The 12654-nt window shown below is 45.9% G+C and carries 9 protein-coding genes; 5 read left to right on the top strand and 4 right to left on the bottom strand.

Going from position 1 to position 12654, the window contains the following annotated elements:
* Window positions 1-400: 400 nt before the first annotated feature.
* Window positions 401-811, bottom strand: coding sequence for an Npun_F0494 family protein (locus tag QUB77_RS15030; protein WP_333177280.1), 411 nt, complete (start codon window positions 809-811; stop codon window positions 401-403).
* A 606-nt stretch (window positions 812-1417) separates the two neighbouring features.
* On the opposite strand from QUB77_RS15030, the gene QUB77_RS15025 reads away from it, so the two are divergent.
* Both QUB77_RS15025 and QUB77_RS15020 read left to right on the top strand, forming a co-directional pair.
* Window positions 1418-1858: a peroxiredoxin gene (locus tag QUB77_RS15025; protein ID WP_333126462.1), complete on the top strand. Its 441-nt coding sequence runs from the start codon at window positions 1418-1420 to the stop codon at window positions 1856-1858.
* Window positions 1859-2292: 434 nt separating this feature from the next.
* Window positions 2293-4947 (top strand): C39 family peptidase, encoded by a 2655-nt coding sequence (locus tag QUB77_RS15020; RefSeq protein WP_333177283.1) that lies wholly within the window; start codon window positions 2293-2295, stop codon window positions 4945-4947.
* Between the two features lie 96 nt (window positions 4948-5043).
* Here QUB77_RS15020 and QUB77_RS15015 read toward each other — a convergent pair whose 3' ends face one another.
* From QUB77_RS15015 to QUB77_RS15005, 3 genes are all read right to left on the bottom strand, one after another.
* A complete protein-coding gene (locus tag QUB77_RS15015) occupies window positions 5044-5946 on the bottom strand; it encodes a PEP-CTERM sorting domain-containing protein (RefSeq protein WP_333177287.1) in 903 nt (300 codons plus the stop codon).
* A 363-nt stretch (window positions 5947-6309) separates the two neighbouring features.
* Window positions 6310-6747, bottom strand: a complete 438-nt coding sequence (locus QUB77_RS15010; protein WP_333177290.1) for a secondary thiamine-phosphate synthase enzyme YjbQ — start codon at window positions 6745-6747, stop codon at window positions 6310-6312.
* Window positions 6748-7378: 631 nt separating this feature from the next.
* Window positions 7379-7594: a hypothetical protein gene (locus tag QUB77_RS15005; RefSeq protein WP_333177293.1), complete on the bottom strand. Its 216-nt coding sequence runs from the start codon at window positions 7592-7594 to the stop codon at window positions 7379-7381.
* Between the two features lie 562 nt (window positions 7595-8156).
* Between QUB77_RS15005 and QUB77_RS15000 the strand changes: the two genes are divergently transcribed.
* The 3 genes from QUB77_RS15000 to ntrB all read left to right on the top strand — a co-directional run bounded on the left by QUB77_RS15000 (window position 8157) and on the right by ntrB (window position 12574).
* Window positions 8157-10088: a ferredoxin--nitrite reductase gene (locus tag QUB77_RS15000; RefSeq protein ID WP_445251744.1), complete on the top strand. Its 1932-nt coding sequence runs from the start codon at window positions 8157-8159 to the stop codon at window positions 10086-10088.
* A 115-nt stretch (window positions 10089-10203) separates the two neighbouring features.
* Complete coding sequence (locus QUB77_RS14990) at window positions 10204-11538, top strand: CmpA/NrtA family ABC transporter substrate-binding protein (RefSeq protein WP_333177296.1); 1335 nt, start codon at window positions 10204-10206, stop codon at window positions 11536-11538.
* Between the two features lie 166 nt (window positions 11539-11704).
* On the top strand, window positions 11705-12574 hold the full coding sequence (ntrB, locus tag QUB77_RS14985) for a nitrate ABC transporter permease (protein ID WP_333177300.1): 870 nt from the start codon (window positions 11705-11707) through the stop codon (window positions 12572-12574).
* Window positions 12575-12654 lie beyond the last annotated feature (80 nt).

The raw sequence follows: 12654 nt of genomic DNA, 5'->3' as shown, positions 1-12654 counted from the left end.
CTTTCCGGCCTGTTCCACAAAAAAGCATAAATTTGCTTGTGGGATTCTCCGCGAAAGAAAACACACCCCAGTCCTTCTAAGAAACTCAAGTGCGATCGCGGTCTAACTCGTTTGAGGGCGATTCCGACAGGGATTGAAATCCCTGTCTCATAGCGCAAGTCCTCTGCAAGAGGACTGAGGAGGTTGATTAACGTGCAATGCGAAACTCAACATCGAGTTGAATTGACACTTGCAGTCGGTTTTATGCGAAACTCAACATCGAATTGAATTGACACTTGCAGTCGGTTTTAACCGACTTTCGCTATGAGACAGGGAATTCATTCCCTGTCGGAATGTCGGAATGTCGGAATGTCGGAATGTCGGAATGTCGGAATGTCGGACTCGGGCGAGTGAAAACCCCTCATAGAAATAGTCCAAACCCGCGGCTAACGGCATTTCCCATACGATCGCACAATGACGCGGCCGGCACTCCCTGTCCTTCCTGTTCCCATTTTTCCACGAGTTGGCGGCCCAGGGGCGTGAGACGAAAACTGTCGGTAATCCCTTGTCCGTCTACTTCCCGCCGCAACACGCCGACTTGGATCAGCCACAGCAGGGAGTTTTCGGCTGCGAGTTCGGATACGGGCGATCGGGTGTAGCCCTTTTCGACACCCGCGTTTGAGGCGATCGCACTTAGGAAAACACTGTTATCGCGGATGGTCTGGAAGAAGTGTAATTGAAAAGGGCTGCACCGGACGGCGCGATCGGCTCTTTTGACGGTGCGATCGGGATAGTTAATTGATTTAAACGCTTCGGAGGGGATAAAAGTCATTGAGAGAACTTTTGAGTAGCTACTATATTTTTTATGATTGCAGATTTAGAGCCAAATTGGAGTTATGAAATTTATATAAAATTTCAGACAGGCATTGAACAGAAAGCAATAATTTTAGGCATAAACTTTTTTTACTTCATAAGCATTTTGATTTGCCGCCTCTCATAAACTCAGACACTCGTGTAAATAATGAATAGAAAAACGGGAAAAACCAAAATTATATCTAATTTATAGAGTTCGCAAAAAGACTCAATATTTATTTGACTTTATCGAGAAAGTGTTCGGGAGTATTGCCTTGTTACACCAGTTATTTTATAAACCGATTTAACACCCATCCTCAGCACTTTTTCTTAAATAAAAGTGTATAAATTCATCATATTTTACTTAATAAATCACTTTTAATTAACTCATAAAATTTGCTTAAAAAACCGATAATATAACACGCTATCGCCCGCAAGTCAACTCAAAAACTCACCAGAGCGAACTATTTCCAAGCGCCAAATTTTCCTGGGACAAACTCAATCCTGAAGCTCACATTCAAAAGATTGACGGTAGCAGCACAAAATCAACTAAAATATCTTTATCAATCGCAAGGCAAACAAAACTATGACATTACCAATTGGGTGCGCTGCTCCTCAATTTACCGCCAAAGACACCAACGGCAACACCGTCTCCCTCTCCGACTTCACCGGTAAAACCGTCATCTTGTATTTCTACCCTAAAGATGACACCCCCGGTTGCACAAGACAAGCCCAAAGCTTCAAAGCAGCCCATGAAGAATACAAAGGCAAAGATATAGTAGTTCTCGGTGTCAGCCGCGACAACGAGGAATCGCACCAAAAGTTCACAGAGAAATACGGTTTGCCTTTCCAGCTATTAGCAGATGTTGATGGCACGATTACCAAAGCTTATGATGTCGAGAAAGGCGATTATGCCAAGCGCGTTACTTTCGTCATCGACGGTACCGGCAAAATCATTCAGGTTTATGAAGGAGAAAATCTGAAAGTTGACTCTCACGCTCAAGATATTCTCGTCACAATAGTTTAGTCGAAGTTTAGCCGATCGCACTAACCTTCCTAGATGCACCAAACGGCTAAAAACCCGGTTTCTTCCTAGATGCCTTGTTGCTATAAGCAATATTCTCGTAGAAACCGGGTTTTTTTCGTAAGTCCTGACCAAGCCCGTGATGGGTCAAGGGTACAGGGGGAAACAACCTACTCGAATTAAATTCCTTCCCTCAAAACTTGCACCACATATCTGCTCAACCAGGCATATATTCGCTTAATGTGCTTATGGTACGTCTAAAGTTAGATTTGTGGCGCAACTCCAGCCAATAATTAAAAACTTATGCTGGAAAAGGCATTAACCGCCCGTAGGGTGAATCTAGGGGCGATTTTGTCCTGGTTCGGGTCATTGTGTTTAATAAAATCAGAAGTTATCCTTGCTTTAGCTGAATAACTAAGTAGGTAGAGGGATATATAATGACAAACAGCAACATTATTTTAAGTTACTTAGGCCCGCGAGAAATTGAGGTCAATAGAGCCGCTGTCTTAGTTGGGACTTTTGACAAAAATCTAGTGACAGCGATTTCAGCAGCAGAAGGCTCAAATGCGCTGAATGTGGGGATCAATCTCTCTAGAGGCTTTTGGAACATCAGTTTAGAAAAAGGATTCGATAGCGCCGGAACTCGCACAGTACAGGTGAGGGCAACTGATAAGACGGGCAAAGTTATCGGTCAACAAACAATTAACATCAAAGTTAATCCTGCTTCTGGGTCACCCGCTCAATTTTTCACGTTAATTACTCTTACAGATACCAAATTCAAAGCCGGAACACTGCCCGCCAGCAATCTCAACGAGCTGCAAAAAGCGGACATACCAGCAGGGAAAATTTATCCAATTAGGGACTACGAGTTAGAAGACGGACATCTGAATGTTCAACTAACTAATCCAATTCCTCCGGTGGGAACCTCTGGCTTTTTCTACGAAAAACACGTACTTATAACCAAAGGCGCAAAAATTCTCATATTCGATCGCGCCGAGTTACCCACCCCGCCACCTGGAATGCAGTTACTGTGGGTGATCAAAAAGACCTGGTTAAAGTTCACCCCCGTAGATTCTGGAACTTTAGGATCGACTCAGAAATTACAACTTAACCTGGGAGAAACTTTCAATCTTCTTGGCTACGCTTGCGTGGAAAACCATTTCCGAGTCGCTTTTGCTCGGGCAGTTCCTAACTTGGGAACTTCGGGATTTCTGTACTGGCAGCACGTCCAAATTTTGCGAGACGGCAGGGGAATTGAGTATGATAGAAATGCAGTTACGATGACAATCATCAAAACAACTGTGTTTAAAAAGCGCCCGCTAAATGCGGCTAGCCTGCCACCCCAAGAAAAAACTACCTTGCCGGCGGGAATGATTTACGGAATTGCCGGATTCTCGATCGAACAAAGCCACATAAAAGTCTCTTTAACTGAGAATTTGCCGGAATTTGGCAATACGGGTTTCATTTATCCCGATTTTGTGCAATTCAGTCGCGGTGGCAAATCTTTTAATCCCGCTGTGAATTTAACTTATCAAGGGCCGTCAGAAGTTTTAGTAAATCAGCCGATCGTCCTTCGGGGTACTTTTGACCGAGAAAAAACCGCAAAAATTGACGTGATAGCTGAGGATAAATTTCCCCTAACCGTCACTCTAAACCAAGAAGCCAGCACTTGGCAAGTTAATTTGTCTAAAGGATTTAGCGTAGCGGGATCTCGGTGGCTGAGGTTGCGGGCAACTGACAGCAAAGGCAACGTTACTGGCAGCCAAATAATTTACATTACCGTAACTTCCGATCCGCTAACTGTCGGACAAGGTTTGACCTTAAAGATAGTTTCTGATACTTTGTTTAAGGTAGCTCCCCTTGATTCTTCCCGGCTCAACAATCAGCAAAAAGTTTTTGTCAAAGCAGGCCAGACTTTGAGGGTTAGCAAATACGGATTTATTGACGGGCATCTCAAGGTAGTTCTGGATTCAGCAATTTGGCCGATCGGCACTTTTGGCTATTTTTATGAACCCGACGTTCAGTTGGCCAAAGGTACTCAAATTCTCAAATTTAACCTGGCTGACGTACCTAATAGCAACGTCAGTGCTCAACTGTTGGTAATTCAAACAACTCTGATTAAAGCTAAGCCCGAAGATTCATCGAAACTGCCTGCCGATCAAGTTGCTGACCTACTTTTAGGCACTACCTATGCCATCACTGGTTATGCCTGCATTTTGGGGCATTTCCGAGTAACTCTCGCCCAACCAATTCCCGGTTTCGGCAATATCGGATTTATTTATTGGCAGGACGTTAAAATTAAAAAAGACGGCAAAGAAGTTCCCTTTGACCCCGATGCTTTGACCATGACAATCCTGCAAGCAACTGTCTTTAAAAAACGGCCGGTAGATTCTGCTAGCCTGAGCAGTAGCGAGAAAACTACGCTGCCTTTAGGTCGAGTTTACGGCGTGAACAGCTACGGTGCGGAAGGATCTCACCTGAAAGTTTCCCTGACTGAAGAACTGCCGAATTTTGGCAATACAGGTTATGTTTTTCCTAGTTTTGTTCAGTTCAAGCGCGGAGATAAAATTTTCGATCCGGTTCCGAACAATGTGGAATTAAACGTGCCGTATTTTTCGCAACGGGACAATCCGCGTTTTGACTGGTCTACTTGCAACGTAACTTCGATCGCAATGGTGCTTTATTATTACGGCATTCGTTCTCAATGGGGCGGACAGTTGGAGGATGAGTTGTTGCAGTGGTGTTTCGACTATGCCGGCCAGGGTTCTCAAACGGATCACAGTGTGCTTTCGGCGCTGATTCAAGCCTACGGGTTTAAGACGAATTTTAGTACGACTCGCAAATGGGCCGATGTGCGATCGGAATTGCTGAATGGGCGGCCAGTAGTTTTAGCAGGAGATTTTACTGCTGCCGGTCACATTCTTACTGTAATTGGCTACAATTCTCAGGGTTATATCGTGCAAGATCCTTGGGGAAATGCACTCACTGGTTACAGCGATACTGAGGGGAGAAAGTTGATGTATCCCTACAGTTACGTAAATCAAGTGGCTGGGCCAGACGGAAATGTTTGGGCGCATTTTATCTATCCATAATCTACTCTACTGTTGGCAATTTGTGAGGCCCTACGCATATTAGTAAGGTGTGCATAACAGCTCTTCGTAAGGTACTGAATGCACACCCAACCTAACTTAGGAAATCTTGCACTTAATTTTTCGTTTTGCGGCGCCAATACCTAAAAAGCTCAATCCTACTAAAGTACCGAAGATAGTAGCAGGTTCTGGTACTGGTTCAGCAGAGCCTTGTTCAAATGAGCCTTGAATAGCGATCGCATCGTTAGCACACTCGGCAAAAAAGTTAGCAATATAATTCCCCGAAGGCATTGAGGATTTATTGAAACTGAATCCAATTGTTTGAGAACCTACTGCATTAAACTGACCGAAATTAAGACCTAGGGCGCTCAAAGTTGCTGGCGTTAAAACATTGATATCTCCTACTTTTGTACCCGTAGCTATTGAGTTGAGAACCGTCCAGTTACCTGTTTGTTGAAAATATGAGTCGGTGGCAGCTAAATCCCCCATTGATGGGGTTCCGCCTTGAGATGCCACTACCGTATTGAATTGATTTAAATTGCTAAAGCCAGAGTTAATTTGGGTGACGTTTTTCGCTGTAACATTTCTGTAAACGCCTGTTGTCGCCACACCGGAGTCATTGCCTTCGGCAAAGCGGATACCAAACAAACTGCCGTTTGCGTTAGCTGTATTGAAGTTTTGACCGGAAAAATTGAAGAATAAATCGCCGTAGTTGATGTTGCCTCTTTGAGCTAGTGGGTCGGCATATCCTGCTAAACTTAGATTGGAGTTGATGGCGATGAAAGCTGTATCTGATGTTTCTTTGATGGCGATGCCGTAAAATTCAAATTCCCCGCCGCCGATTTGGGGCCCTGTCACGCCGTCGTTGAAGGAATCGATCGCATAATTCCAGCCGTTAGATAGCGTTGCTGCTGTAGCTTTTTGTTGCTGTAGTGCGAAAAGGACACAGAAAATAGCCACGGAGTAAGTCCAGTGGATGCTGTTTTTAGCAATGGATTTCATAAAATGCTCCCTAGGAATCATTGTTAAATTGTCAAGTCTGCTCGATCGACTATTTTTAATTTTCAGTAAATCATATATTCCGGCTGAATATATTAAAATTTTGCTAAAGATTTGGTCGGGCGATCGCTTCAGTTGACAGTTGACAGTTGACAGTTGACAGTTGACAGCGACCTCTACCTGGAAGTCCGAGGATTCGAGTAATGAATAGTCTTCTTTTAATTTCTCCCTACAAGGGTTCCGGCTTTAAACCAATTCTTTCTGGTAATAAGTAAATCCACCTGATTAAACATAAAATATGGCTGGCTAAAAAGCTTGCTGTGTATGTTTTATGACTTCCTACTTCTTGTTTCTTCCTTCTACTAACTATTCACCCATAATTTGAATAAGTACAGTTCTATTTCGCGGCCCGTCTAAATCGAAAAATAAAACAGATTGCCAAGTCCCCAGTGCTAATTTACCTTCAACAATTGCAATTACTTCGCTGGTATTGAGCGTCATTGCCATCAAGTGAGAGTGAGCGTTGATCGGTTCATCTGGCGGAACTATTCTTAAATGCAAGTCGTTGTGCAGGTATTTGTCGCTAGGAGGCGCTAATTTTTGCAGGTATACTTTAATATCTGTTAGCAATCTTTCTTCATCTTCATTGATTGCTAAAGCTGTAGTTGTGTGTCGGGAAAATACTAGCAATTGTCCATTTTTGACCGCACTGCTGTCAAGAAGCTCGACAATTTGGGGCGTGATGTTGTAGATACCGATTCCTGAATCTGTTAGTATTTCGATTGTTTGATTAATAATTTTCATAAGTTGCCTGTCATCTCCAGCCCGGTTCAATAATGATAATTATGTTTGTAGTGAGGACTTCAGTCTTCAAAGTCCTAAAATGCCGATCGCCCAAAATTCTATTATAGGCGATCGACCGCACCGACTCGCTCGCCGCTCGACACTCACTGTGGAGCAACACTTTTTCTGTAAGTGGCGCACTTGTTGCCAGAATTGGATAATCCGAAAATTTTTTGACACCGCCCAAAAATGGAGCCAAGCCCCCGACTGTTGTAGTGGAGGGAGAAAAACTTGAGCCCCTTCGACTCTTGGGCAGGTGAACGGGTAACGCTCTTGTTCAAGAGCCCACATTCATCTGTAGACTTGCATGGGATTCATTCAGAAACTATCTTGAAAAGCATCAGCGTTCATCTCTGTTTATCTGCTTTTCATCTGCGGTCAATTTATCGATCGAAGATTGATGCAATGCAAGTCTTGTGGAGTAAATCGAAAATCGAAAATCGACTGACGGCGAGGAACGATCGCACGTTTTTACAACTGTCAATAAACTTCCGGCCCTACATCCGCTGCAGCCATCGTGGGTTCCTTCTAACTCGGGCGGTGGTTTCTGCACTTGCAGCGCTGCATAAATAAATCAAATTTTTAAATGCTGTTAATATATCGCCGACAGTTCGTTGACTATCTTGACTCTTCCCCTGAGCACAGAACGCAGCAGGCGGTTGATCGAAAGTCTGCATTCATCGTCGAGAGAGTCGTCTAAAACAGCGGCCATCAAGCCGTAGCGATCGGCTAGAGTCAAACAACCCGTATCCGTAACAGAAGCAAGCATTTCGGAAATAGCGCCGGGGAGAAGTTGAACTAAAAGCATGAGACGTTCCCTGAATTCGATGCTTATATCATCTCTCGTTCTCCAAAAATTAATAGTGACGCTGGCATAGCACACAACGTGATGTTTTGAGGCCAACTGTGTGACAGCGACCGCTCTAATGTTGTGACGATCTCGTTTTAAGTCTGCGATCGCACTCACAACATTAATCTTAGATATTCCAATTTCTCCCTCTTCCGTCCTAAATCTAAAGATTTAGAGAGATTTTTCGCTTTTGGGGGTGTCTTTACCCATTACCCATGTATAAAACGCATGATCTCTATGCGAAATATTCATAAAACTCAATATTTTGTAAAAATAGCTACGAATATTTACAATCGTGGGCCTTACATTAGCTCATAACAAAGGTGCATCGAAACGCAGCGATCGACCGAATCATCGGTAGCAACTATAACCATAAATAGTTTGGCAACGTTCGAGCTAGCGCCCAGTCAAGCTCAAGTTTACAGAAGACCAACCATGCTTAAAAGAAATTCGTTCTAGTAACTAAATATACAGTTTTAAATCCATACAGTCACTAAGGTTAGCAGGAAACACACACTTTATGCTCCAAGTCAATACCTCCCCACAAGCCAGCAGCGAGGGTAAACCGATGACCCAGACAGTAGAACCCAAAGCCCAAGCGAGCCTGAACAAGTTTGAAAAACTCAAAGCCGAAAAAGATGGCTTAGCATTAAAAGGCGAACTCGACCACTTCGCCGCCATCGGCTGGGAAGCAATGGACGAAATCGATCGCGAGCACCGCCTCAAATGGCTCGGCATTTTCTTTCGGCCAGTAACTCCCGGCAAATTCATGATGCGGCTGCGCTTGCCCAACGGCATCATTACTAGCAATCAAACCAGAACGCTAGCAGAAATCGTCCAACGCTACGGCGACGACGGCAGCGCCGACATCACCACCAGACAAAACCTGCAATTGCGCGGAATTCGCATCGAAGACGTACCCGACATCTTCCGCCGCCTCAAAGAAGCGGGCATGACCAGCATCCAGTCTGGCATGGACAACGTACGCAACATCACGGGTTCCCCAGTCGCGGGCCTGGACGCCGACGAACTGATTGATACGCGGGAACTGGCGAACCAAGTCCAAGACCTGATTACGAACAGCGGCGAAGGCAACCCCGCGTTTTCAAATTTGCCGAGAAAGTTTAATATTGCGATCGCAGGCTGCCGCGACAACTCAGTCCACGCAGAAATCAACGACATCGCCTTCGTACCCGCTTACAAAGACGGCAACATCGGCTTTAACGTTTTAGTCGGCGGTTTTTTCTCTGCCAAACGCTGCGAAGCTGCAATTCCTCTCAACGCATGGGCAAGTCCCAGCGACGTTGTAGATTTGTGCAAAGCAATTTTAACTGTGTTTCGCGATCGAGGCCCGAGAGCAAACCGCCAAAAATCGCGGCTGATGTGGCTGATTGACGAACTCGGAATCGAACAATTCCGAGCCGAAGTCGAACAAGAATTAGGTCGCACTTTGCCCGCCGCCGCACCCAAAGATGAAATCACTTGGGAGAAACGCGACCACATCGGCATCTACCCCCAAAAACAATCAGGGCTCAACTATGTAGGGCTGCACGTTCCAGTCGGACGGCTGCAGGCATCGGATTTATTCGATTTGGCCAGAATCGCCGAGGTTTACGGCAGCGGCGAACTCAGGCTCACCGTTGAAGAAAACGTGATTATTCCTAACGTTCCCGACTCGCGGATTGAATCGCTGGTCAAAGAACCGCTGTTGCAGCGTTTTTCGATCCACCCCGCACCCCTGACGCGAGCCTTGGTTTCCTGCACCGGGGCCAAGTTTTGCAACTTCGCCCTCATCGAAACCAAAAGCCGATCCGTGGCAATGATTGAGGAACTCGAAGCTGAACTGTCAGTTCCCAAACCGGTGAGAATTCACTGGACGGGTTGCCCCAATTCCTGCGGTCAACCTCAAGTAGCAGACATCGGTTTGATGGGAACAAAAGTTCGCAAGAACGGCAAAACCCTCGAAGGTGTAGACATTTATATGGGAGGCACAGTTGGCAAAGACGCTCATTTGGGTGCTTGCGTCCAAAAAAGCATCCCTTGCGAAGACCTCAAACCAGTGCTGCGCCAACTGTTAGTCGATAACTTCGGGGCTGTTCCCAATCAATCTCAAGAAGATGTAGTTTCGCTGAACCGGCAACTGCAACTGACGGTTGACAGGGACGAAACGGCAGTCCCCGCAGCCAAACCTCAGACATCTACAGTCATTTTCGCTCGATCGGGCAAAGAAGTTGCTTGCAGCGAAGATGAGTTCATTCTCGATGTTGCCGAACGGGCCGGAATCGAACTTGACAGCAATTGCCGGTCGGGAAGCTGTGGCACTTGCCAGCAAAAACTCCTAGAAGGCCAAACAGTCTACGACAGCCAACCCGACGCGGCCCGAGACTTAGAACCAGGGTTCATTTTAGCTTGCAGCGCGCGGGCGGTCGGCAAAGTGACGATCGACGCCTAATCTCACAATGTGAGATACGAGACTGCCAAACCGAATTCTGTCATTGCGAAGGTCGCGAGGCAATCTCACATCTCACATTTCCACCATCTCAAAGTACAACAACAATTCAAGACAAATGAGCAACCTTTCGAGAAGAAAATTCATCATCACCGCCGGAGCAACAGCAGCCGGCACCCTCCTAGCCCACGGTTGCAGTTCCAGTTCCACCACATCTAACGGAAGTCCAACCCCCGCAGCCGGCGGCGCATCACCCACCGCCGCCCCAGCAGTCAACATCAACCCTGCCGACGCCCCAGAAGTTACCGCAGCCAAACTCGGATTCATCGCTCTCACCGACGCAGCACCCTTGATCATCGCCCAAGAAAAAGGGTTATTTGCCAAGTACGGCATGAAAGACGTACAAGTTACCAAACAAGCATCTTGGCCAGTTACTCGCGACAACTTAGAACTCGGTTCCGACAAAGGTGGCATTGACGGCGCCCACATCTTATCCCCGATGCCTTACCACATGACATTAGGCACTATTACCAAAGGCAATCAGCCAGTGCCGATGTACATTGTCGCCCGGTTAAATACTAACGGTCAGGCAATTTCCCTGAGCAAAAAATACCTAGATTTAAAAGTAGGTACAGACAGCGCACCTCTGAAAGCAGCTTTTGGCAATCAAAACGTTCCTATTGCTATGACCTTTCCCGGCGGCACCCACGATTTGTGGATACGCTACTGGCTAGCAGCCGGCGGTATTAATCCAGATACAGATGTTTCCGTGATTCCCATACCGCCGCCCCAAATGGTAGCGAACATGAAATCTGGCAGCATGGAAGCCTTTTGCGTAGGCGAACCTTGGAATGCTCAGCTAGTTACTCAAAAGGTAGGATACACCGCCTTAATCACTGGAGAAATGTGGAAAGATCATCCTGAAAAAGCTTTAGGTTTAAGAGGAGATTGGGTTGACAAAAACCCCAAAGCAGCAAAAGCAATTACAATGGCCGTACTGGAAGCCCAGCAGTGGTGCGACAAGCCAGAAAATCACGATGAGATGTGCCAAATCATCTCTCAAGATAAGTGGTTAAAAGTTCCAGTAGCAGATATTATCGGTCGCTCTAAAGCTCAAATTGACTACGGTACCGGCCGCATTGAAGCCGCCAGCCCTGTGGCAATGAAATTCTGGGCTGATAATGCTTCTTATCCCTACAAGAGTCACGATGCTTGGTTCTTAGCTGAAAATATTCGCTGGGGTTATATCCCGGCAACTACCGACATCAAAGCCACGGTTGATAAAGTTAACCGCGAAGATATTTGGAAAGCAGCAGCGACAACACTTGGCGTCCCCGCCACCCAAATTCCTACTACCACTTCTCGCGGTGTCGAAACCTTCTTTGACGGTGTGAAGTTTGACCCAGAAAAACCAGAAGAATATCTGAAGAGTCTGGCAATCAAAAAAGCATAATTAGTTGGTTGAGTGTTGACAGTTGACTGTTGGCACTTGACAACTACCTAAAAGTGACGGTGTTGAACAGAGTGAAACGCAGGGTGCGTTCCACGAACCAAACCAGTTGAACTCTGTTCAAAGTATCTACAAATAATCGATTATTCACAATACTGCAACAAGAAAAATGGCAACAAATCTCGCTGTTACTAAAAGCAAAAATCCCCTAAACTTTGTTCTGGATGAGGTTCAAAAAAACCGCCGAAAAATCATCCGCCCGCTCGTAGCAATTACAGTTCTGCTGATAATCTGGCAAATCCTCTGCAACAGTCCAGAGTCCAGCTTGCCGGGGCCAATCAAAGCTGTCCAAGAAACCTGGAATCTGATTATCAATCCTTTCTTCGACAACGGCGGTACAGACAAAGGCTTGTTCTGGCAAATTTTTGCTAGCTTGCAGCGGGTGGCGATCGGCTTTAGTTTGGCAGCAGTTCTCGGCATCAGTTTGGGAATCCTGATCGGCACAAACTCCTTAATGTTCGATGCTTTAGACCCGCTGTTTCAAGTATTCAGAACTATCCCGCCCCTGGCTTGGCTGCCGATCGCCCTGGCTGTATTTCAACAGTTCAATCCCTTTGAAGGCATGGGGATGAAAGCTAACGAAGTTTCTGCTCTTTTCGTAATCTTAATTACAGCAATTTGGCCGATTCTAATTAACACCACAGTAGGCGTTCAACAAATCCCCCAAGACTACAGAAACGTCGCCCGCGTCTTGCGCCTCCCCAACCAAAAATACTTCTGGAAAATCCTGCTTCCCTCTTCTGTTCCTTACATTTTCACTGGCTTGAGAATTGGCATCGGTTTGTCTTGGCTGGCGATCGTAGCTGCGGAAATGTTAGTCGGCGGCGTCGGCATCGGCTTCTTCATCTGGGACGCTTACAACAGTTCTCGACTCAGTGCAGTGATTCTAGCAGTGCTTTATGTAGGAATCGTAGGTTTGATTTTAGACAGAATCGTTGGTTTCATCGCTTCCAAAGTTGTTCCCGAAGAACAGAAATAGGATTGGCTTGAGAGTGAACTAAACAAGGTAAGGTGCGCACTGCGCACCCTACAGCCACTAGAACTAAACAAGGTAAGGTG

The organism is Microcoleus sp. AT9b-C3, from assembly GCF_036705485.1.
Lineage (GTDB): Bacteria > Cyanobacteriota > Cyanobacteriia > Cyanobacteriales > Microcoleaceae > Microcoleus.
The sequence above is the reverse complement of the archived record's forward strand: the minus strand, read 5'-3'. Positions and strand labels throughout refer to the sequence as shown.